The organism is Bradyrhizobium sp. CCBAU 53340 (assembly GCF_015291645.1).
Lineage (GTDB): Bacteria > Pseudomonadota > Alphaproteobacteria > Rhizobiales > Xanthobacteraceae > Bradyrhizobium.
Genome location: NZ_CP030055.1, coordinates 4,648,631 through 4,669,985, shown reverse-complemented (window position 1 = coordinate 4,669,985; position 21,355 = coordinate 4,648,631). Strand labels below are relative to the sequence as shown.

Genomic DNA, 21,355 nt, shown 5'->3' with positions numbered 1-21,355 from the left:
CGGAAGCGTGCCCACCGTCTGTTTGTTGCAGAGAGCGGTGGGCACGGCGCTTTCGCGCCATTGCCCACCCTACGGCAGCGCTGACTGGGTTACTTCTTCACCAGCGGGCACTCGCTGTCCTTGAGCGGCCTGGCGGCTTCTTCCGCCGGGATGTTCGCAACCAGCTTGTAATAGTCCCAGGGCCCCTTCGACTCCTCCGGCTTCTTCACCTCGAACAGATAGGCCGGGATGATGCGGCGGCCGTCCTCGCGCAGCGGGCCCTTGCCGAACAGCGGATCGTCAGTCGGGATTTCCTTCATCTTGGCGACGACCTTTGCGCCGTCATGCGGATTGCCGCCGAGCGCCTCGAGTGCCTTGAGGTAATGGATCACGCCGGCATAGTTGCCAGCCTGCGTCATCGAGGGCATCGCCTTGTTGGCCGCCTTTTCCTGGAAACGCTTCGACCAGGCACGGGTGTTGTCGTTCAGGTCCCAGTAGAAGGATTCGGTGAAAGTCAGGCCGTGCGCGGTCTTGAGACCGAGCGAGTGGACGTCGTTGATGAAGAGCAGGAGCGCGGCGAGCTTCTGGCCGCCCTCGACGATGCCGAACTCGGCCGCCTGCTTGATCGCGTTGGTGGTGTCGCCGCCGGCATTGGCAAGCCCGACGATCTTCGCCTTGGAGTTCTGGGCCTGGAGCAGGAAGGACGAGAAGTCGGACGTGTTGAGCGGATGCTTGACGCCGCCGAGCACCTTGCCGCCATTCGCGGTCACGACCGCACTGGTGTCGCGCTCGAGCGCCGCACCGAAGGCGTAGTCGGCGGTCAGGAAGAACCAGCTGTCGCCGCCGGCCTTGGTCAGCGCCTTGCCGGTGCCGGTGGCGAGCATGTAGGTGTCGTAAGTATAGGAGATGGTGTTGGCGTTGCAGGCCTTGCCGGTGATGTCGGCGCTGGCGCCGCCATTGTTGAGCAGGACGATGTTCTTTTCCTTGGCGACGTTGCTGACCGCCAGCGCCACGCCGGAGTTCGGCGTATCGGTGATCATGTCGACCTTCTGGGTGTCGATCCACTGCCGCGCGATGTTGACGCCGATATCGGGCTTGTTCTGGTGGTCGCCGCTGACGACCTCGATCTTCCAGCCCTTGGCGCGGAGACCGGAGTCCTCGACCGCCATGTTGACGGCGAGCACCGAGCCGGGGCCTCCGATATCGGCGTAAAGGCTCGACATGTCGTTGAGCACGCCGATCGTGACGGTCTTGTCCTGGGCGGAAGCGGCTGATGCAAAACCGAAGGCGGCGGCGCAGGCCAGAAGAGCCGCTGAGCGGCGCGCGAACATCGTCATAAAAGGTTTCCTCCATTGTCAAATATGCGGACGGCTCTCTTGCGGAACCTTGGTCCGGCGAATTCCGTAGCCTGTCCCAGGGACGGCGGCAATCCGCCTAAAGCCGGATGATGCTGCGTCGTAGCGTCATCCGTCGGTTAACTTTTGGGCAAGATGCGTTGAGGCGCTATTTCAGCGCGAGGAGGCAGTCTGGATCGCGGCGAGGCGCGTGAATTATCAGGCCGGCGCGCGAAAGCTCATCAGGCTGCGCGTCTTGTAGTCATAGAACTTGCCGGTCTCGGTCCAATCAGGGGCGCACATCGGAATGATGAATTCGGCGACCTGCTCGGGCGTGTCGAGCGTCGCAGGATCCTCGCCCGGCATTAGCGTTGCGCGCATGCGGGTGCGGACCGGGCCGGGGTTGAACAAATTGACGCGGATGGCCGTGTTCGCGGTCTCCTGCGCCCAGGCGCGTGCCAGCGTCTCCAGCGCGGCCTTGGAGGCGGCGTAGGGGCTGACATAGGCGGTTGCCTTGTTGGCGGCACCCGAGGTGACGAACACGGCGCGCCCCGCGTCGGACTGCCTCAGCAGCGGCTCCATGCAGCGGATCAGCTGGAAGTTCGCGGAGACGTTGACGGCCATGACGTCGTTGAACGTCTTCAGCTCGATATGGCCGATCGGCGAGGAGGGGCCGAGCACGCCGGCATTGCCGACGAGGATGTCGAGCTTGCCGTAGCGCTCGTGCAGGCCGGCGCCGAGACGCGCGATACCGTCGGAATCGGTGAGGTTGAGTGGTACCAGCGTCGCGCTGCCGCCGAGTTTGCGGATCTCGTCGTCGAGCTCCTCGAGCCCGCCTTGCGTGCGCGCGGTGGCAACGATATGCGCGCCGGCCTTCGCCAGCGCGAGGGCCGTGGCAAAGCCGATGCCGCGCGAGGCGCCGGTGACGAGAGCGATGCGGTCAGCGAGAGGTTTTGTCATGTCCGTATATCCACGTCTTTGCGACGGGTTTTACAGACATGGGTCACCGGGACAAGCCTGGTATGACGTAATTATTGCCTGCGCGCTTTAGCGGTCGCGGGTCAATTGCTTATTATCGTCGTTCGAGCCGTTTTCCGAGCTCTTGGGCGTGACCTTCATGCCCTGGACGAACGCGAAGACGATGAAGCCGACCAAAAGCCCCCCGCAAAGAATGGCGATGATCGTCTGCATCGGCGCCGCTACGCCGTCAGCTCGCCTCGGCCAGCAGCGACAACTGCCGCGGTTGCGGCTCGGTCTGGGTCTGGTCGGTGAGGTGGGTCGGATAGACGCCGGTGAAGCAGTGATCCGCAAACTTCGGATTGGCGGGGTCGCGGCCGGGCTCGCCCATCGCGCGGTACATGCCGTCGATCGACAGGAAGGCGAGCGAGTCCGCGCCGATGAGCTCGCGCATCTCCTCCAGCGAATGCGTCGCGGCCAAAAGGCCGCCGCGATCCGGCAGGTCGATGCCGTAATAATCAGGATAGAGGATCGGCGGCGAGGCGAGGCGGAAGTGCACCTCCTTGGCACCGGCATCGCGCATCATGCGCACGATCTTCTTCGAGGTGGTGCCGCGCACCAGAGAGTCGTCGATCAGGATGATGCGCTTGCCCTCGATCGCGGCGCGGTTGGCCGAGTGCTTCATGCGCACGCCGGATTCGCGGATCGCCTGCGTCGGTTGGATGAAGGTGCGGCCGACATAGTGGTTGCGGATGATGCCGAGCTCGAACGGCACGCCCGAATGCTGGCTGTAGCCGACCGCGGCGGGAACGCCGGAATCCGGCACCGGCACCACGACGTCGACGGGCACATGGCTCTCGCGCGCGAGCTGCGCACCGAAGGCCTTGCGCACCTCGTAGACCGAGCGGCCGTGGACGATGGAGTCAGGACGCGAGAAGTAGATGTATTCGAAGATGCAGGGGCGCGGCGCCATCGGCGGGAAGGGCTTGTGGATGTCCTGGCCGTTCTCGTCGAACACGATGACTTCGCCGGGCTCGATGTCGCGCACGAAGCGCGCGCCGATGATGTCGAGCGCGCAAGTCTCCGAGGTCAGGATCGGGCAGCCGTCGAGCTCACCCAGTACCAGCGGGCGAATGCCGCGCGGATCGCGCGCGCCGACCAGCTTCTTGTTGGTGAGCGAGACCAGCGCATAGGCGCCTTCGATCTCACGCAGCGCGTCGATATAGCGCTCGATGAAGCGGCTGCGCCTGGAGCGCGCCACCAGGTGCAGGATCACCTCGGTGTCGGAGGTCGACTGCATCATCGCGCCGTTCTTGACGAGCTCGCGGCGCAGCGTCAGGCCGTTGGAGAGGTTGCCGTTGTGCGCGACCGCGAGTCCGCCGGCATTGAGCTCGGCGAACAGCGGCTGCACGTTGCGCAGGATGGTGGCGCCGGTCGTGGCATAGCGGACATGGCCGACTGCCATGCTGCCGGGCAGGCGATCGATCACCTCGCGGCGGGAGAAAGTGTCGCCGACAAGGCCGAGCCGGCGTTCGGAGTGAAAGCGGCTGCCGTCGTACGAGACGATGCCGGCGGCTTCCTGGCCGCGGTGCTGGAGGGCGTGGAGGCCGAGCGCGGTGATGGCGGCGGCGTCAGGGTGGCCGTAGATGCCGAAGACGCCGCACTCCTCGCGGAGCGTATCCCCCTCCAGGTCGTCCTGAAGCTCTAGCGCGGCCGGGCCGGTATCGAGATCAAGTTGGGCGTCCTGGTCAGGGTGTCGCATCTCGTCCACGCCTCTCTGTTGGCTCAATCAACGCGCCGCAGGTTTCTCGATCAGCTTCTTCAGGCTGTCACGAGCAGGTTTGCTGTAGCCGTCACCACTGCCCGAAGGCTGCTGGTCGGTGTCAGCTTGATCATCATCTGGTTTGTTTTTCTTGAATCTCTTCAAGATGGTGTTCTCGGGGTCGTCAGGCAAGAGGGACATCAGCCAATCCCCGGTTCCCTGGAGCACCACGCGGGATTTGGCCCCCGTGACCCAGTCCGGGCGCTGCTTGTCCGGCACCAGCCAGGTGAAGAACAGGAAGGCGACGACGACGATCAAGAGCCCGCGAGCCAGCCCAAACAGGAACCCGAGGGTGCGGTCCAGCGCGCCAATGCGCGAATCCAGGATCATGTCGGAGATCCGGACCGTGATCACGGAGACCACGATCAGGGTGCCGACGAACACACCTGCGACCACGACTACGCTGGCGACCGTGTCGTTGTTGAAATAGGTCTTGGCGGTCGGCAGCAGCTTGGAGAAGGAATACAGCGTCACGATCGCCGCGGTGCCCCAGGCCGCGATCGAGAGGATTTCGCGCATGAAGCCGCGCACCATGGCCAGCAGGCCCGAGATCAGCATCACACCGAGCAGGATCAGGTCGAGGAGTGTTACTGGCATCGGCTGGTCTGGTCCGCTCGTACTCTCAAAGGGTGCTCAGCGAATCGGTGTTTGGCCGCTGCCCTAAAAGAGGGGCAGACGACGCTTCCGGCAAGGCCGTAACCACGCAATCCCATGCAGCTTTTGTGACGGCTGTATAGCGGCGGGGGCGCGTGGCGTCACCTCCAGCTACCCCTCTCCGCGGCGGAATCTTGCCGGTGTGGCATTTTTCTCTGCTGGCGGGCTCTGATCGCCGCGGCGGGAGCCTTTGGCGGCGATTTCAGCGACCAGCGTCGTGAGGCTGTTGACCGCATTCAGGGTCAATCCGGCATCACCGCCAGCATCGCCGCCCCGGGCCGATTCGGGCAGCACCGCGCGCTTGAAGCCGAGTTTTGCTGCTTCCTTGAGCCGGGCTGGGGTCTGCGCCACCGGGCGGATGACGCCGGAGAGCGAAATTTCGCCGAAATAGACCGCATCGGTGGGTAACTGCGCATTAACCAGCGACGACACCAGCGCGGCGGCCGCGGCCATATCGGCGGCCGGCTCGTGGATGCGCAGGCCGCCGGCGACGTTCAGATAGACATCGTGGCCGGACAGCTTGACCCCGCAATGCGCCTCCAGCACCGCCAGCACCATCGAGAGCCGGCTCTGGTCCCAGCCGACCACGGCCCGTCGCGGGGTGCCGAGCGAGGTCGGCGCCACCAGCGCCTGCAACTCGACCAGGACGGGCCGCGTGCCCTCGATGCCCGCAAAGACTGCGGTGCCGGGCGTGCCGAGGTCGCGCTCGGACAGGAACAGCTCGGAGGGGTTGGTGACTTCGCGCAGGCCAAGGCCTGTCATCTCGAACACGCCGATCTCGTCGGTCGGGCCGAAGCGGTTCTTGACCGCGCGCAGAATCCGGAATTGCTGCGAGCCTTCGCCCTCGAACGACATCACGGCATCGACCATGTGCTCGACGACGCGAGGGCCTGCGATCTGGCCGTCCTTGGTGACGTGGCCGACCAGGATGATGGCAGCACCTGTCTTCTTGGCGAAACGGATGAGCGCCTGCGCCGAGGCGCGCACCTGCGTGACCGTGCCGGGCGCCGATTCCACCGTGTCGGTCCACATCGTCTGGATCGAGTCGATGACGATCAGCCGCGGCACCGTGCCTTCGGACAGCGTCGAGACGATGTCCTCGACCGAGGTCTCGGCGGCGAGCTGTACCGGCGCATCCGACAATCCAAGCCGCTCGGCGCGCAGCCGCACCTGGGCGATGGCCTCTTCGCCGGAGATGTAGACGATGCGGTGGCCGGCGCGCGCCATCATGCTGGTTGCCTGCGTCAGCAACGTCGATTTGCCGATGCCGGGATCGCCGCCGACCAGCAGCACCGAGCCGCGGACGAAGCCGCCGCCGGTGACACGGTCGAGCTCGGTCATTCCCGAGGACATGCGCGGCGCATCCGGGCTCTTCCCGGCGAGGCTCTCCAGCGCGAACGTTCGCCCCTTGCGCTTGGAGCGGATCGAGACCGGCACGCTGCCGCTGGTGTCTTCCTCGGCCAGTGTATTCCACTCGCCGCAGGACTCGCACTTGCCCTGCCAGCGGTTATAGGCCGCGCCGCAGTTCTGGCAGACGAAGGAAAGCGTGTTCTTGGCCATGGGTATGGTGAGTCGGAGGTTTCAATTGCGCTGATAGCACGGAACGGTCGGCGGCGCGGGCGTCCATGGGCGCTTCCATTAGCCGAATTTCGTGCGGCCGATACACCCTTTGTTAGCGCTACGTCGTTCCACCGCGGCGGACTTTGCCAAATGTTAGCGGACGCAGGCCCAGTTTCGGAACCAGGACGGGGCGGTGAAAAGAATGACGGTATTTCTGCGGATATTGCTCGCGGCGAGCATGGCCTTCGGCGTTTTCGCGCCAGGTGGCCGGGCTGTTGCGGCCGATGCAAAACCGCTCAACATTGTCTTCGTGAGCCCCGGCAAGACCGGTGAGGTCTACTGGGACATGGTCGCGCAGACCATGCAGGCCGCGGGCCGCAAGCTCAATGCCAATGTCGAGGTGCTGACCAGCGAGCGCAACTATCGCACCATGCAGGAGCTCGGTCTTGGCGTGGTCGCGCGTCCTGACAAGCCCGACTTTCTCATTCTATCGAACGAGGAATCCGCCGCCGTCCCGATCCTGGAGGCCGCCGAGGCTGCCGGCATCAAGACGCTGCTGCTATCGAACACGCTGATCGGCGCGGATGCGGTGCGCTTTGGGCCGCCGCGCCAAACGCTGAAGAACTGGCTCGGCGACATCACGACCGATTTGACGACCGCGGGCGCGCGGATGGCGAATGCGCTGATCGGCGCAGCACGCAACGAAAAATGGCAAAGCCCCGACGGCAAGATCCATCTGCTCGGGATCGGCGGCGACGAGATCACGCCGGCCTCGATTGCCCGCAACGCCGGGCTCCAGCTCGCCGTCGCTGCCGCGCCCGACGTGGTGGTGGACCGGATGCTGTTTGCCAACTGGACGCAGTCGGAAGCGGAGCAGGTTGCCGCCAACTATCTCGGCTGGGCCCAGCGCAAGGGCATCCGTCCGGCCGGAATCTGGGCCGGGAACGACCCGATGGCGCTCGGCGCGCTGCGGGCCGTTGAGGCTGCCGGCATCACACCGGGCGAGAACATCCAGGTGGTCGGCCTCAACTGGTCGGAGGACGCGCTGCGCGAAATCAAGGCCGGGCGCCTGCTGCTGACCGATGGCGGTCATTTCCTGCTGGGCGGCTGGTCGGTCGTGCTGCTGCGCGACTATGCCGATGGTTGCGACTTCGCGTCCGCTTCGCCCCATGTCGAGGTCAAGACGTCGGCGATCACGCGCGACAATCTCGACTCGGTGGCCGGGCTGATCAAGGCCCGGGCCTTCGACCGCATCGACTTTGCGCGGTTCAGGGCAAAGCCGGACCGTTGCGGCCAATACGATTTCTCCGTGAGCGCACTGATCTCGTCGCTGTCGTCACCAAGCAGCGCTGGTGAATGATGCGCGACGCTGACGAGATGGTCGGTCCGACCAAGCCCGCGACATCGCGCTCGGTCGTCCGCGCGATGATCTGGGCCACCGTGCCGGTGCTGTTGCTGGTGCAGTTGCTGGCCTCGGCCGGCGTCGAGGTCTCGAGCTTCTGGTCGCAGATCAGGCAGCTCGATGCCCGCATTGCCCGCCTCGCCGAGAGCCGCACCGAGCTGATCGCCGAGCCGCTCTGGAAGATGCGCTACGATCAGGTCACCGGCGTGCTCAACGAGATCATGCACGACGAGACCATCGCGGCCGCCGCCGTCTATGACGATACGGGCGTCGTGATCGCCCGGGTGGTGGCGCAGCCCACGGTGCAGGCTGTCACCGAGATCTCGCGCCCGATTGCCTACAGCAACGGCAACATCGCCGTGCAGGCCGGCCGCCTCGTGATCGCCTATTCCTATGCGACGCTCTACGTCAACGCCGGCAGCAGGCTGGGGTTGCTTCTCGTCGTCGGCCTGCTCGGGACGCTTGCGACCGTGATCGCGATGCGGATCTCCGCCAACATCTTCATCGGCAAGCCGCTGGCCGCGATGATGTCGGCGATCCAGCGCAGCAAGCAGGACGGCCGTGCCTATCCGGCCGACGTCAAATCGTCGAACGAATTCGGCCAGCTCGCGCAGGCCTTCAACGCGATGCAGCACACGACCTCAGGCGCGCTCGATCGCCTCGGTCACATGGCCTCGCACGATCCGCTGACGGGACTGCCCAACCGCCGCTCGCTGTCCGAGCGGCTGGTGACCTTGAGCAGGGATGCCGGCTCGCCCGACGCGCTGATCGCGTTCAACTTCATCGACCTCGACGATTTCAAGGGCATCAACGACACCTTCGGTCACGATGCCGGCGACAAGTTCCTGGTTCACATCTCCGAGCGGCTTCGTCATACGGTCGGGCCGGAGGATTGGGTGGCGCGGCTCGGCGGCGACGAGTTCGTGGTCATCAGGCCCGAGGTCGGCAATGAAGCGGCCGCACAGGCGTTTGCGCGGCAATTGCTCGAGGCGATCTCCGCGCCGATCGTCCTGCATGACAAGCAGGTCGTGCCGCGTGCCAGCATCGGCCTTGCCGTGCGCCGCGCCGACGATCCCGAGCTGTCCCACCTGCCGGCGCTTGCCGACATCGCGCTCTACCACGCCAAGAGCAAGGCGCCGGGCACCGTTGCGGTGCTGGACGAAGCGCTCCAGCGCCACTATCGCCGCCGACGGGACCTGGAGCTGACCATTCCCACGGGCTTCTCCGAGGGGCAGTTCGAGGTCTGGTATCAGAGCCAGGTCGACCTCGAGACCCAGGACGTCGTCGGCCTGGAGGCGCTCATTCGCTGGCGCCATCCGGAGCATGGCGTGATCGGACCCGGTGAATTCCTGCCGCTGATCGAGCGCAGCGGCAACAATGCGCGGCTGACGCGCTACGTGCTGATCGACGCCTGCCGCGCGTTGCGGCAGCTGGCCGCCGCCGGCAGGCCGCATATCAGGATCGCGATCAATTTGCCGCCCTCAGAGCTCGCCGACCATTCGCTCGCATCCGAGCTGCGCCAGACCTGCGAGCGGTTCGGTGTTGCGGCTTCATCGCTCGAGCTCGAGATCACCGAGGGATCGCTGATCAACAACATCGCCAGCGCATCCGACACGCTGCGGCGGCTGCGGCGCCTGGGGGCGACCATTGCGCTCGACGATTTCGGCACGGGCTACAGCTCGCTCGCGCATCTCCGGCGATTTCCGCTCGACAAGGTCAAGATCGACAAGGCCTTCATCCGCGAAATCCCTGAAAGCGCCGAGGACAAGGCGATCGTCGGCGTCATCGCCTCGCTCGCCGGAACGCTGGGGCTCACCTTGGTCGCCGAAGGCATCGAGCGCGCCGAGCAGGCGCAGGCGATGCGCGAGATGGGCGTGAGGCTCGGCCAGGGCTTTCTGTATCACAAGCCGCAGCCGCTCGATGCGGTGCTGGGCGGGCTTGCCGAAGCCGGCGCTGGTGAAGAGCATGTGCTCGCCGATAGCCCGTCGATCGCGCCCGAATTCGCCGCGTGAGTGACTTTATTGTTTGAGCATGATCTTTCGGAAAACCGCTGCACACTTTTCCGGATCATGCTCTACGGCTGCGTTGCGTTCCAGAGCATCGAGAGCCCGGCTGCGATCATGATCGCGTCCATCAGGAGACGGAACGCATCCGGCTTCAGGTGCAGCACGAAGCGCTTTGCGACGAAAGCGCCTGACATCAATGAGGCGCCCGCGATCAGGCCTTTGATGAAGACCTCCTGCGTCAGCGCGCCGAAGCGCTCGAACGTGACTGATTTGGCGAAATAGAGCCCGAGCGAGGAAGCTGCCTCAGTGGCGAGGAAGGCGCCCTTGGACAGGCCGTAGAACAGGAACAGCGGCACGCTGAGCGGGCCGGTCGAGACCACGATGCCGGTGAGATAGCCGATGATGGCGCCGCCGATCGCAAGATGCCAGAGATTGGCCTTGAGGTCGTGCCGCGCCAGCCAGTGCCGCGCCGGCACCATCGCGATCAGGAACACGCCGATGGCAAGATCGACCGCGTGCGGGGGCAGGGCGAGCAGCGTCCGCGCGCCGAGCGCCGCGGCCGGAATGCCCGTGATCGAATAGGCCGCGCAGGCGCGCCAGTCGACCTCGCGCCACCACGCCAGGATCCGCGAAAAATTCGCCATCACCGAGGCGACCGCCATGATCGGCACGGCCTCCTTCGGACCATAGGCATAGACCAGCACGGGCATCAGCATGATCGACGAGCCGGTGCCGACGATGCCGGAAATGGTGCCTGCGAGGAGGCCGACGCTGAGGACGAAAAGGAAGGCCACGGGAACGGCGCGCAAATGCTCGGAAGGGGCATGGTGCCGCTGTCTTGCCCGACGAGTCAAATTGCCCCTGATGGGACCCGTGTAACGTATTGATCTGACAGAGGTCTCTACTGTGCATGGGGTTGTTTTCGATATTTTGCAGGCCGCACGAGCAGGGCGCGCACTCTCATTTGCTGCGCAAGTGAGCCCGCTGCTGACAGCATGTTGGCAGCAGGGGAGGGCTACGACCATCTCCTGACAAAACGGAGAGCGGGGTCATGCCAATCGAGGCAAGCTGTCATTGCGGTGAGACGGTGTTCGAGGTGACGGAGGCGCCGTCGAGCGTGACGCGCTGCACCTGCTCGCTCTGTGCCAAACGCGGCGCGCTATGGGCCTATTACACGCCGGCGCAATTTCGCCTGCTGTCGCCCGCCGAAAATGTCGCGACGTATCTGTGGGGCAGCCGCACCGTCAAACATCATTTCTGCGCGAACTGCGGCTGCGGCACGTTCTCGGAATCACCGGACTGGTCGACTGGAAAGCCCGACTTCGAGAATCCCAAGGTCGGCGTCAACGCGCGCCTGTTCGACGATTTCGATCTCGATGCGGTGCCGGTGAACGTGATCGACGGCAAGAATTTGTGGTGAGCGCGATCGCCGCGCTCATTTCAGCACCACCCAGGCCGGCGCGTGATCACTCGCGCCGTCCTCGCCCCGGACCTTCTTGTCCACGCCGGCTTTCGCCAGTCGTGAGACGAGGGCAGGGCTCAGCAGCAAATGGTCGAGCCTGAGGCCCGCATCGCGCGGCCAGCGGTTTCGCTTGTAGTCCCAGAACGTGTAGATGCGCTTGTCCGCGTGCAGCTCGCGGATCGCGTCGCACCAGCCTTGCTCGATGAGTGAGCCAAACGCCGCGCGGCTCTTCGGCTGGATCAGGGCATCCTTGTCCCATGACCGGGTCGGATAGATGTCGATCTCCGTTGGCGCGACGTTGTAGTCGCCGGCGAGCACCACAGGCAGATCCTGCTTGAGGAAGGTCTTGGCGTGGCGCTTCAGCCGCGCGAACCAGTCGAGCTTGTAGTCGAATTTCGGTCCCGGCTGCGGATTGCCGTTCGGCAGGTAGATGCTGGTGACGATGATGCCGCGCACGGCGGCCTCGATGTAGCGCGCCTCGTGGTCGTCGGGACGTCCCGGCAGCCGGTCGCGGGTCAGCACCGGCTCGGCGTTGCGGGCAAGGATGGCGACGCCGTTCCAGGTCTTCTGTCCACGCCAGACCGCGCCGTAGCCGGCTTTTTCGATCGCCGCTGCCGGAAATTCGCCATCACTTGCCTTCAATTCCTGAAGCGCAACGACATCGGGTCTGGCCGCGCGCATCCATGCGAGCAGATTGGGCAGGCGACGATTGATGTTGTTGATGTTGAATGTCGCAATCTTCATGTAGAGCTGACGCTTCTGCCTTCCGTACCCGGAGATCCAATGTCCAAATTGAGCTTTGCCGCTATCGCATTCGTCGTCGCGTTCTCCGGGGTGGCTTCGGCACAATCGGCCGATACGCGCGGCGCATGCAAGGCGGATTACGACAAATTCTGCGCCGGCATCATGCCCGGTGGCGGCAAGATCATCGCCTGCCTGAACGCCAAGCGCGACCAGCTCAGCGCGACCTGCAAGGCGGCGCTGGACAGCCGGAAGAAGTAGGTCTCGTGTCCCGGACGCGCGCGGCGCGAGCCGGGATCCAGTCGGCGACACGGCACAACGCGGATGGATGGGCCCCGGCTCTGCAGCGCAACGCTGAAGGAGCGCTGCGCTGTGTCCGGGCACGTGAGCGTCGACTAGCTCGGCAGCGGCGGCGCCGCCGCCGGCTGCTCGAGCGGCGGCGGGGAGAGCGGCTGTTCGGATGCCTGCGCGGGCTCCGGCTTCACCAACGGCTCGACGACGTTGCCGCCCTTGTAGACGCGGGCGTAGCGATGCCCGAGGCTGGTCAGCACCTCGTAGCCGATGGTGCCGAAATGATGCGCGAGCTCGTCGACGGTGATGCCTTCGCCGAGCAGCGTCGCCATGTGGCCGCGCCGCGCCGCGTTCGGCGGCAGATCGGTGATGTCGATCGCGATCAAATCCATGGAGACGCGGCCCGCGACCGGGCAACGCTTGCCGGCGACGATGACCTCGGCGCCGCGGGTGCCGTCATTGGAGCTGGCGGCACGGAAATAGCCATCGGCATAGCCGACCGCGATGATCGCGAGCTTGGTCGGCCGCCGCGCGGTCCAGGTGCCGCCATAGCCGACGGTCTCGCCGCGCTCGACATTGCGGGTCTGCACGATGCGCGCCTTGAGGTCGACCACCTGTTGCATCGGATTGTCAGCCTCGGGCGTCGGATTGACGCCGTAGAGCGCCGCGCCCGGCCGCACCATGTCGAACTGGAAGGGGGCGCCGAGGAAGATGCCCGAGGAATTCGCGAGCGATGCAGGCACGCCGGAGAATTCGCTCGCGATGCCACGGAAGGCGGCGAGCTGTTTTGCGTTGGTCTGGCTGTTGAGCTGCTCGGCCGAGACCAGATGGCTCATCACCAGCGTGATGCCGTGATCGCCGGCGTTGATGCGGGGGATGATGGCCTGCGCCTCCGACAGCGTCAGCCCGAGCCGGTTCATGCCGGTGTCGATATGGATAGCGGCGCCGCCGGACCAGCCGAATCGGCGGCAGAACACGTCCCATTCGGCCAGCTCGTTGAGGTCGCCGATGACGGGGCGGCAGTTGATCTTGGCGTAGTGCTCGCCGGTGTTCTGGAAGTAGCCGCCGAGCACGTAGATGGTGGCGTCGGGCACCGCTGCGCGCGCGGTGCGCGCTTCCTCAATGGTGGCGACGAAGAAGGTCTTGCAGCCGGCCTTGTTCAGCGCCTGCGCGACCTGCGCGGTGCCGCAGCCATAGGCGTCGGCCTTGATCACCGCGGAGCACTCGGCCGGCACGGCGGTCTTCTCGAGCTTGCGCCAATTGGCGATGATCGCGTCGAGATCGACGGTGAGCACGCCGCCGAAGGGAGCGAGTGCGGCAGCCTGATTGGCCTCCACCGAGAGAAGGCCGGATTGCGGGATCATGTTCGGGTCGGGCGCCATTGTCATGGCGTCGTTTTACGCGAAGAGGCAGGGCCGGTTCAAGGAACTCAGTAGTCGTCGCCGCCGCGCGCCGGCAGCTGCGCGTCTGGCGCGAGGTCGCCGAACCTTGTGACCGAGGCTTCGAACGCCAAATCGACGGTGCCGGTCGGGCCGTGACGCTGCTTGCCGATGATGACCTCGGCTTTTCCGTGCGCAAGGCTCATGTCGAGCTGCCACTTCTCGTGTTCGGGCGTGCCTGGACGGGGCTCCTTCATCGCGAGGTAATATTCCTCGCGGTACACGAACAGGACGACGTCGGCGTCCTGTTCGATTGATCCGGATTCACGCAAGTCGGAGAGCTGCGGCCGTTTGTCGTCGCGGGATTCGACCTGGCGTGAGAGCTGGGACAGCGCGATGACAGGGACATTGAGTTCCTTGGCGAGGGCCTTCAGGCTGGTCGTAATCTCCGTGATTTCCTGCACGCGGCTGTCGCTGGCACGCTTGCTTGAGCCGGAGAGCAGCTGGATGTAGTCGATCACGAGCAGGTCGAGGCCCTTCTGGCGCTTCAGCCGGCGCGCGCGCGCCATCAATTGCGCGATCGACAGGCCACCAGTCGCGTCGACATAGAAAGGCAGCGATTGCAGCTCGATCGAGACCTCCCGGATCTTCTCGAAATCGGCTTCCGAGATGCCGCCACGGCGGATGTGGGAGGAGGGAACGCCGGTACGCTCGGCCACGATACGCGTGGCGAGCTGGTCGGCCGACATTTCGCAGGAGAAGAATCCGATCACGCCGCCATTAGCGGCCTTGGTGGTGCCGTCGGCCTGGAGTTCCGGAACATAGGCGCGTGCGACATTGTAGGCGATGTTGGTCGCAAGCGAGGTCTTGCCCATGCCGGGACGGCCCGCGACGATGATCAGGTCGGAGTGCTGCAGACCGCCCATCTTGGTGTCGAGGTCGCGCATCCCCGTCGAAATGCCGGAGAGCTTTCCATCGCGCTGGAACGCTTTTGCCGCGAGGTCGACCGCGACCGCCAACGCCTGCGAGAATTTCTGGAAGCCGCCGTCGTATCGGCCGGACTCAGCAAGCTCGTAGAGCTTTCGCTCGGCGTCCTCGATCTGCGCCCGCGGCTGGAAGTCGACCGGCGCGTCATAGGCGACATTGACCATGTCCTCGCCGATGCCGATCAGGTCACGGCGCAAGGATAGGTCGTAGACCGTGCGGCCATAGTCCTGGGCGTTGATGATGGTGGTCGCTTCGGCCGCGAGGCGTGCCAGGTATTGGCCAATGGTCATGCCGCCGACGTCGGTATCTGCGGGCAGGAACGTCTTCAGCGTCACGGGGGTGGCGATCTTGCCCATCCGGATCAGGCTGCCGGCGGTCTCGAAAATGGTCTGGTGCAGCGGTTCGAAGAAATGCTTCGCCTCCAGGAAGTCGGAGACACGGTAGAACGCATCATTGTTGACCAGGATCGCGCCCAGAAGGCTCTGTTCCGCCTCGATGTTATGTGGCGCACTCCGGTAGGCGGGAGTTCCCGGCTCGGGCGCGAGTTTGAGGACGTTCGAATCAGTCAGGGCCATGGCTCGAGCGATAGCAATTTTCTGCGGCGGATGCGGGGCCGGGATAAAGCGCCGCCGCAAGCCAAAGCGGAAGCAAAAGCTCGTCGCTATCAACCGATCTTAAAAGCGGTGGATGATTAGCAGCCGCAGCATGCGCCGCGCTTGACGGATTTTGCGGAACTTACCTTCCGGACCGGAAGTGGCCGCGATCGCGCCACGGAAAAATCCTGAACTGGTGAACCTAATGGATTGAGAGCAGACGTATTTGAAGGCGCGCGAAACCATGCGCTGGCGCCGCCGGGACGGGTTCAGACCAGCAGGAGGTAGACCAGCGCAAGCAGAGCCGCGCCGACGCCGGTGGCGATCAGGGCGTAATCGGTGCGAAGGTCGTCCTGCACGTCGAACGAGGTTTGGGTCTCTTTGCTCATGGCGACGGTCTAAGGCAGGGCCGTCGAGAGGAATGTGAACCAGATCACATCTCCCCGGATTCTTTCGGGGTAGGACTGGGAACAGGCGGGCGGGCCGGGAATTGTCTCCCGCGACCCCCAACAGGGAACGAGGCACGCGATGCGGCCAGAACGGCGGCACCAGGTTTGGCGAAGCGAGGCGGGCAGCCGGCTTTGGCTGTCCGGGCTGATCGCCGCCATGCAACACGCCGAACGGCCCGAAATCCGGCGCCAGCCGGTCGCACCCGAGGTCATCGTGGAGTTGAGGGCGCAGCTGGCGTTGACGGCGTCCTATCGCTCCTCTCCGCCGTCGACCCTGCGTCACTAGGACCTATTCACCGGCAAGCTTCAGTTTCGGCCGAGCGCCACCCTCGAGGGCGCGCAGCCGGGCTTCTTCGCGCGCGATATAGTCGCGGGTCATGGGGACCACGCCCTGGCGCTTGGTGAGCTGGATCTGGAAGTTCATCATGGCCTGCTTGCGGAACGTCATCTCGCAGGCGGCGAGATAGAACTCCCACATCAGTGCGAAACGTTCGTCGTAGAGCTGCACCGCTTCCTCGCGCCTTGCCATGAAGCGTTCCCGCCAGGCTTTCAGCGTCTCCGCATAATGAAGGCGCAGGATCTCGATGTCGCAGACCAGCAGCCCGGCCCGCTCGATCGCGGGCAGCACCTCCGATAGCGAGGGGATGTAGCCGCCGGGGAAGATGTACTTCGCGATCCACGGATTGGTGGAGTCAGGGACCTGCGAGCGGCCGATCGAATGCAGCAGCATGACGCCGTCTTCGCTCAGCAGCTCGGCGCAGCGCTGGAAATAGGCGTCGTAGAACCTTGCGCCGACATGCTCGAACATGCCGACCGAGACGATCCGGTCGAACGGGCCTTCGATGTCGCGATAATCCTGGAGCAGGAAACGGGCGCGTTGCGTCAGGCCCTTTTCGGCGGCACGTGCATTGGCGATCTGCAATTGCTCCGTCGACAACGTCACGCCGGTGAGGTCGGCGCCTGCGACCTCCGCCAGATAGAGGCCAAGGCCGCCCCAGCCCGAGCCGATGTCGAGCACACGCTGGCCGCGGCCGACCAGCAGCTTTGCGCTGATATGCCGCTTCTTGGCGAGCTGCGCGTCGTCGAGCGTGGTTTCCGGCGTCTCGAAATAAGCGCAGCTATATTGCTTGTCGGCGTCGAGGAAGAGCGAGTAGAGCCGTGCATCGAGATCGTAGTGATGCGCGACGTTGCTGCGCGAGCGTGCCCGCGGATTGAACTGCCTCAGGTGCCGGACGAGATAGCGCAGGTGCCACCAGGGCTTTGCCCAGTGCGGCAACAGATCGGCTTGATCGAGCAGGATCGCGAGGGCATCGGCTATGCTGCCGCGCTCGACGACGAACTCCCCGTTCATATAGGCCTCGCCAAGCCCGAGCTCGGGGTTGATAAGGACCTTCCTTTGTGCGTCGGCCGTGACAAAGCGGACTTCGATCGGCTCACCAGAGCCGTCACCGACGGTGAACTTCGTTCCTCCTGCCGTGGTCACGGTCATCGACCCGCGGCGGATGAATTGAGACAAGAACCTACGCAACAAGCGGTCCATAGACACCAACCTCTCGAGCGAACCCGAAAAGATGCGACTACCCGGCCATCACACCGACGCTTGGGGGTGTGTAATGGTTCCCATGCGTTCGCATGTAAATCTAGGCAGCCTATTCCCGCCCCGCTATTGCGTTGTGTTCAAAGCCGATATTCGCAAATCGCGTGTTCACATGCTTGATGAGTGCGCTTCCATTCGCAGCGCAATCGGCTAAAAGGTGACCGCCGCCGCGCCGGCATGCCGGCCGTATCTGTCGGATTTCAATGGAGATGATGGGAATGTCGAGCCGAGCGCTCAGCCTCGCCACGGTGCTGTTTCTGATCGGCTTCGGCGCCTCCGATGCCGTTCTGGCGCAGGCGACGAACCTCGAGGCCGGCAAGGCCCCATCCCAGATCTTCGCGCAGACTTGCAATGCCTGCCACAAGAGCCCGCGGGGTCTGTTGAAGACGGTCTCGCCGGGTTCGCTGCCGGGTTTCCTGCGTCAGCACTACACCACCAGCTCCGACATGGCCGGCGTGCTGGCCTCTTACCTCGTCTCCAACGGTGCCACCGACGCCCGCTATCAGTCCAAGGACGGTGGCAAGGACAAGAAGGACGGCGCCAAGGAGAAGGACGCCAACACGACCCCGGGGCAGTCACCTGAGCATCAGGGGCGCCGTCAGCGCCCGCAGGAGGCTGCCAGGCCGGAGGGCGAGGGCGCTCCCCCTGCACCTGAAGGCCGTCACAAGCGCGCGGCCCGGCCAAGCGAGGAAGGCGTCAAGGACGGCGCAAAGCCTGAGGCCACCACCGAGCAACCGCCTGAGGGCCGCAAGGGCAAGCGGCTGAGCAAGCGCGGCAAGCCGGCAACGGAAGACGCGGCCGCGCCGAAGGTTGAACCGAAGGGCGATTCCAGGACCGAGCCGAAGAACGAGAGCGCCAAGGTCGAGCCCGGTCGCGACGAAGCCAAGCCCGAGAGCGCCAAGCCCGACAACGCCAAGCCAGCCGAGAAGCCGGCCGAGACCAAGCCGGAGACTGCCAAGGTCGAGCCGAGTGGCAGCGAAGCGCCGGCATTGCGCCCCGATCCGGTCCCGCAGGTGACGCCGGCACCGCCGGCGGCTGCAGCCAAGCCGGCCGAACCCGCCGCGCCCAAGCCCGCGGAAGCGGCGGTTTCCAAGCCCGCGGAAGCGGCCGTTTCCAAGCCGGCTGAGCCCGCGCCCAGCGCCGAGCCAGCAGCCAAGCCGGCAGAGCCGGCGCCATCTGCGCCCGCCGCGGCTCCGTCGCCAGCGCCGGCCGAGTCGTCCGGTCCGCCGGCTCCGCCAATCTCGCGATAAGCAAGACATCAGGTCGAATCTGCGAAGGCCGCGCCGAGCGCGGCCTTCGCGTCGTATTGACCTCCACTAGAGTCGTACTCTAGAGTAATGCTCTAGGAGATGGCGATGTCATCCGGTATGCGCGACGATTTGTTGGCGGCAGGACTCGCGGTGTTTGACCGCTCCGGCTTTGAGGGCGCGACCGTGGCGGCGATCCGCGCCAAGGCCCGTGCCTCCAACGGCAGCTTTTTTCATGCCTTCGGCTCCAAGAAGCAGCTTGCCGGCGCACTGCTCCTGGAGGTGCTGCGGCACTATCACGCCGCGATGCTCGCCGCGCTCGATCCCGTCCCTGGCGCGCAGCAGGGCATCGATCGCCTGATCCGCGCTCATCTCGACTGGGTCGTGTCGAGCCGCCGCGAGGCGCGCTTTCTCTTCGAGATCTCCCGCAACGATTGGAGCGAGGAGGTTCGCGACGCCCAGCGCGCGCAGAATGCGCGGCTCGCCGAAGGCATCGAGCGCTGGCGTGCGCCGCTCATTGCGCGCGGCGAGCTCTGGCCGATGCCGGCCGTGACGTTCGTGAGCCAGCTCGTCGGGCCGGCGCAGATCTTCTGCCGCGCCTTTCTCTCCGGGCGCGACCGCGCCGATCCGCGCGGCGAGGCGGATACGCTGATCGCCTGCGCCATCCGCGCGCTGGTGCCGTCCGGGCGCGTCAGCAACAATCAAGGAGCAGCGTCATGAGTAACGAGGCCGATCCCGACTTTGCGTCCGTAGCCGAGCGCATCCACACCAATGTCGGCCGCCAGGGCTTCATGAACCTGGTCGGCGCCGAGCTCGCCGAGATATCACGCGGCACCTGTACGATTGCCGTCGCGCGGCGGCCGGAGCTGTTGCAACAGCACGGCTTCTTTCACGGCGGCGTCACCGCCTTTCTGGTCGACAACGCCACGACGATCGCAGCGGCGACCTCGCGCGGCCAGCCGGCGCTGACGGCGGAATACAAGCTCAATCTGCTCTCGCCCGCGGTCGGCGAAAAATTGATCTGTCGGGCGAGGGTGATCAAGCCGGGCCGTCAGGTCTCCGTGGTCGCGGCCGACGTGTTCTGCGTCAGCGACGGTGTCGAGAAGCATACGGCAACGGCACTCGCCTCGATCGCGATGCTGAGCGAGGAAGTCGGCGCAAAAACGAAAAGCCCGGCTGCCTGAGGCAGCCGGGCTTCGCAGCCTTGCGTCAATGCGAGGCTTACTTCTCTTCCGCAGCCGGAGCCGGCTCGACGTCGTCGTGCTGGGCTTCCGGATCGAAGAACTCGCCGGCGGCGGCGATCGCCTCGGCGGCCGCGTCGCGGTCCTCGTTGCGGGTCGAGATGTCCTCGCCGCGGTTGATGCGCTCGGCCTCGTCCTGGCTGCGGGCAACCGTGACGGTGACCTCGACCTCGACCTCGGGGTGCACAGCGACGGTGATCGAGTGCTTGCCGATGGTCTTGATCGGCGCGTCGAGCTGCACCTGCGGACGGGCGAGCGAAACGCCGTCGGCTTCGAACGCCATGACGACGTCACGCACGGTAACCGAGCCGAATAGCTGGCCGGCTTCCGAGGCCTGACGGATCACGATGATGTTCTTGCCCTCGATCTTCTCGGCGACCTTGGCCGCCTCGCCCTTCGAGGCAAGATTGCGAGCCTCGAGCTCGGCCTTCATGCCGTCGTACTTGGCGCGGTTGTCGGCGGTGGCGCGCAGCGCCTTGCCGCGCTTGAGCAGGAAATTGCGGGCGTAGCCGTCGCGAACCTTCACGACTTCGCCCATCTGGCCGAGCTTGCTCACGCGTTCCAGCAAAATGACTTCCATATTCGTTCTCCTTTGAAGTGCTCTGGTTTTCAGGTTTCGGGTTGGACTTAAGATGTCGGCAATGGCGGCGGTTGCCGGTTGCGCAGGAAGCGCTCGCGGAAGCCGAACACGGCATCCGCGAGCCCAAGCACGGTCAGCAGGACAAGGCTCACGCTGAACATGAAGATGATGACGTAGGCGGCGGCGAGCCAGAACGCGCGATTGGCGAGGTCGCGCGTGACGATGTGCAGAACGGCAAGGCCGACCAAAGCATAGGCCACCATCAAAACGGTCGTGACGACGACGGCGAGAATGCCGGTCATTCCGCCGAAGAAGCTGAAGGCAAGCGCGATGCAGAGCGCCACGAGGGTCATCGGCGGCAGGCTCGTGCTGCTGAGGTCCGGCCAGGGCCGATGCAGCCGTCCTGAAACAGCGGCGACCTTGGCGGCGAGCCAGAGATTCAAGGTCAGCGTCATCATATGCGATGCTGCGAGCAGCACCGGCATGATCGCGACCATCAGGCCGACGCGAGGATCATTCTCCGTGACGTTCGTCTCGCCCATCAGCGACAGAACCCTGGCAAAGCCGCGCCGCATCGCGTCACTAATGGTCGAGGCGTCGCTTCCCAGCGAAAACAGCGATCCCGCGGTCAGAAGCGTCGCCAGCGCCGCAATCCAGAGCAGGATGCGCCCGAGCGGGTACCATTCGACCTGCAGCCCGGCCGCATCGTTGTCCGCGGCGCCATCGGCCAGCGGCCTTCCCAGCATCGCAAGATGGCCAAGCCACCAGGCCGGCAGTGCGATCGCGAGACCATAACCGAGGCCGAGCGGCAGGCTGAGCGCGCCGCCGATCAGGAGCGTCGCGACGAGACCACCAAGCGCGCCGCAGAGCGGTCCCCAGGCGATCGCGACAAGCATCAAGGGCAGGGGGGAGAGGCAAATCAGGACGAGCGAGATCAGCGCGCCCGACACGATCGAGGCGAACATCAGGGCCGACGCAGCGCCGGCGATCAGGGCTATCAGTCCAAATGCCATCATCAGCTGTCCCGCTCCCTTCGAGCGGTTAGAGGCGCCTTGCCCCAACCATCGGCGACCG

The 21,355-nt window shown here is 65.2% G+C and carries 20 protein-coding genes; 7 read left to right on the top strand and 13 right to left on the bottom strand.

The genetic code is table 11. The features are described from left to right. Positions 1 to 89 precede the first annotated feature (89 nt). The 6 genes from XH89_RS22300 to radA form a co-directional block, all read right to left on the bottom strand. Positions 90 to 1,316 carry an ABC transporter substrate-binding protein gene (locus XH89_RS22300; RefSeq protein ID WP_194462569.1) on the bottom strand — a complete coding sequence of 409 codons (1,227 nt, stop codon included), beginning with the start codon at positions 1,314 to 1,316 and terminating at the stop codon, positions 90 to 92. Positions 1,317 to 1,532: 216 nt separating this feature from the next. Continuing rightward, entirely contained in the window at positions 1,533 to 2,273 is a 741-nt protein-coding gene (locus XH89_RS22295) for an SDR family NAD(P)-dependent oxidoreductase (protein ID WP_194462568.1), read from the bottom strand. Positions 2,274 to 2,360: 87 nt separating this feature from the next. Then, positions 2,361 to 2,504: a hypothetical protein gene (locus XH89_RS22290; RefSeq protein ID WP_194462567.1), complete on the bottom strand. Its 144-nt coding sequence runs from the start codon at positions 2,502 to 2,504 to the stop codon at positions 2,361 to 2,363. A 16-nt stretch (positions 2,505 to 2,520) separates the two neighbouring features. After that, a complete protein-coding gene (gene purF, locus XH89_RS22285) occupies positions 2,521 to 4,032 on the bottom strand; it encodes an amidophosphoribosyltransferase (protein WP_194462566.1) in 1,512 nt (503 codons plus the stop codon). A 27-nt stretch (positions 4,033 to 4,059) separates the two neighbouring features. Then, a complete protein-coding gene (locus tag XH89_RS22280) occupies positions 4,060 to 4,689 on the bottom strand; it encodes a CvpA family protein (RefSeq protein WP_194462565.1) in 630 nt (209 codons plus the stop codon). 168 nt (positions 4,690 to 4,857) lie between these two features. Next, a complete protein-coding gene (radA, locus tag XH89_RS22275; protein ID WP_194462564.1) occupies positions 4,858 to 6,306 on the bottom strand; it encodes a DNA repair protein RadA in 1,449 nt (482 codons plus the stop codon). 202 nt (positions 6,307 to 6,508) lie between these two features. Between radA and XH89_RS22270 the strand changes: the two genes are divergently transcribed. Together XH89_RS22270 and XH89_RS22265 are read left to right on the top strand one after the other, a co-directional pair. Beyond that, positions 6,509 to 7,666, top strand: coding sequence for an ABC transporter substrate-binding protein (locus XH89_RS22270; protein ID WP_194462563.1), 1,158 nt, complete (start codon positions 6,509 to 6,511; stop codon positions 7,664 to 7,666). Next, a complete protein-coding gene (locus XH89_RS22265; RefSeq protein WP_371825168.1) occupies positions 7,663 to 9,720 on the top strand; it encodes a putative bifunctional diguanylate cyclase/phosphodiesterase in 2,058 nt (685 codons plus the stop codon). Before XH89_RS22270 ends, XH89_RS22265 begins: the two co-directional genes overlap by 4 nt. 62 nt (positions 9,721 to 9,782) lie before the next feature. Here XH89_RS22265 and XH89_RS22260 read toward each other — a convergent pair whose 3' ends face one another. Beyond that, positions 9,783 to 10,508 carry a sulfite exporter TauE/SafE family protein gene (locus XH89_RS22260; RefSeq protein ID WP_194462562.1) on the bottom strand — a complete coding sequence of 242 codons (726 nt, stop codon included), beginning with the start codon at positions 10,506 to 10,508 and terminating at the stop codon, positions 9,783 to 9,785. 257 nt (positions 10,509 to 10,765) lie between these two features. On the opposite strand from XH89_RS22260, the gene XH89_RS22255 reads away from it, so the two are divergent. Continuing rightward, complete coding sequence (locus XH89_RS22255) at positions 10,766 to 11,134, top strand: GFA family protein (RefSeq protein ID WP_194462561.1); 369 nt, start codon at positions 10,766 to 10,768, stop codon at positions 11,132 to 11,134. 15 nt (positions 11,135 to 11,149) lie between these two features. On the opposite strand, the gene XH89_RS22250 is transcribed toward XH89_RS22255, so the two are convergent. After that, positions 11,150 to 11,920 carry an exodeoxyribonuclease III gene (locus XH89_RS22250; RefSeq protein ID WP_194462560.1) on the bottom strand — a complete coding sequence of 257 codons (771 nt, stop codon included), beginning with the start codon at positions 11,918 to 11,920 and terminating at the stop codon, positions 11,150 to 11,152. A 39-nt stretch (positions 11,921 to 11,959) separates the two neighbouring features. On the opposite strand from XH89_RS22250, the gene XH89_RS22245 reads away from it, so the two are divergent. Continuing rightward, on the top strand, positions 11,960 to 12,178 hold the full coding sequence (locus tag XH89_RS22245) for a cysteine rich repeat-containing protein (protein WP_194462559.1): 219 nt from the start codon (positions 11,960 to 11,962) through the stop codon (positions 12,176 to 12,178). A 134-nt stretch (positions 12,179 to 12,312) separates the two neighbouring features. Here XH89_RS22245 and alr read toward each other — a convergent pair whose 3' ends face one another. From alr to XH89_RS22230, 3 genes are all read right to left on the bottom strand, one after another. After that, positions 12,313 to 13,590, bottom strand: coding sequence for an alanine racemase (alr, locus tag XH89_RS22240; RefSeq protein WP_194468577.1), 1,278 nt, complete (start codon positions 13,588 to 13,590; stop codon positions 12,313 to 12,315). Positions 13,591 to 13,637: 47 nt separating this feature from the next. After that, the gene (locus tag XH89_RS22235) at positions 13,638 to 15,149 is read right to left on the bottom strand and encodes a replicative DNA helicase (RefSeq protein ID WP_194462558.1); all 1,512 of its coding nucleotides are present in this window, start codon (positions 15,147 to 15,149) and stop codon (positions 13,638 to 13,640) included. Positions 15,150 to 15,905: 756 nt separating this feature from the next. Continuing rightward, on the bottom strand, positions 15,906 to 17,156 hold the full coding sequence (locus XH89_RS22230; RefSeq protein WP_194462557.1) for a cyclopropane-fatty-acyl-phospholipid synthase family protein: 1,251 nt from the start codon (positions 17,154 to 17,156) through the stop codon (positions 15,906 to 15,908). A gap of 275 nt (positions 17,157 to 17,431) precedes the next feature. On the opposite strand from XH89_RS22230, the gene XH89_RS22225 reads away from it, so the two are divergent. The 3 genes from XH89_RS22225 (at position 17,432) to XH89_RS22215 (ending at position 19,644) form a co-directional block, all read left to right on the top strand. Continuing rightward, positions 17,432 to 18,463, top strand: coding sequence for a hypothetical protein (locus XH89_RS22225; RefSeq protein WP_194462556.1), 1,032 nt, complete (start codon positions 17,432 to 17,434; stop codon positions 18,461 to 18,463). A gap of 105 nt (positions 18,464 to 18,568) precedes the next feature. Next, positions 18,569 to 19,180 carry a TetR/AcrR family transcriptional regulator gene (locus XH89_RS22220; protein ID WP_194462555.1) on the top strand — a complete coding sequence of 204 codons (612 nt, stop codon included), beginning with the start codon at positions 18,569 to 18,571 and terminating at the stop codon, positions 19,178 to 19,180. After that, positions 19,177 to 19,644 (top strand): PaaI family thioesterase, encoded by a 468-nt coding sequence (locus tag XH89_RS22215; RefSeq protein ID WP_194462554.1) that lies wholly within the window; start codon positions 19,177 to 19,179, stop codon positions 19,642 to 19,644. The genes XH89_RS22220 and XH89_RS22215 overlap by 4 nt, the downstream gene beginning before the upstream one ends. Before the next feature lie 37 nt (positions 19,645 to 19,681). Here the strand turns inward: XH89_RS22215 and rplI are convergent, their stop codons facing one another. Continuing rightward, complete coding sequence (gene rplI / locus XH89_RS22210) at positions 19,682 to 20,281, bottom strand: 50S ribosomal protein L9 (protein ID WP_194462553.1); 600 nt, start codon at positions 20,279 to 20,281, stop codon at positions 19,682 to 19,684. Between the two features lie 47 nt (positions 20,282 to 20,328). After that, complete coding sequence (locus XH89_RS22205) at positions 20,329 to 21,297, bottom strand: DUF2232 domain-containing protein (RefSeq protein ID WP_194462552.1); 969 nt, start codon at positions 21,295 to 21,297, stop codon at positions 20,329 to 20,331. Between the last annotated feature and the right edge of the window lie 58 nt (positions 21,298 to 21,355).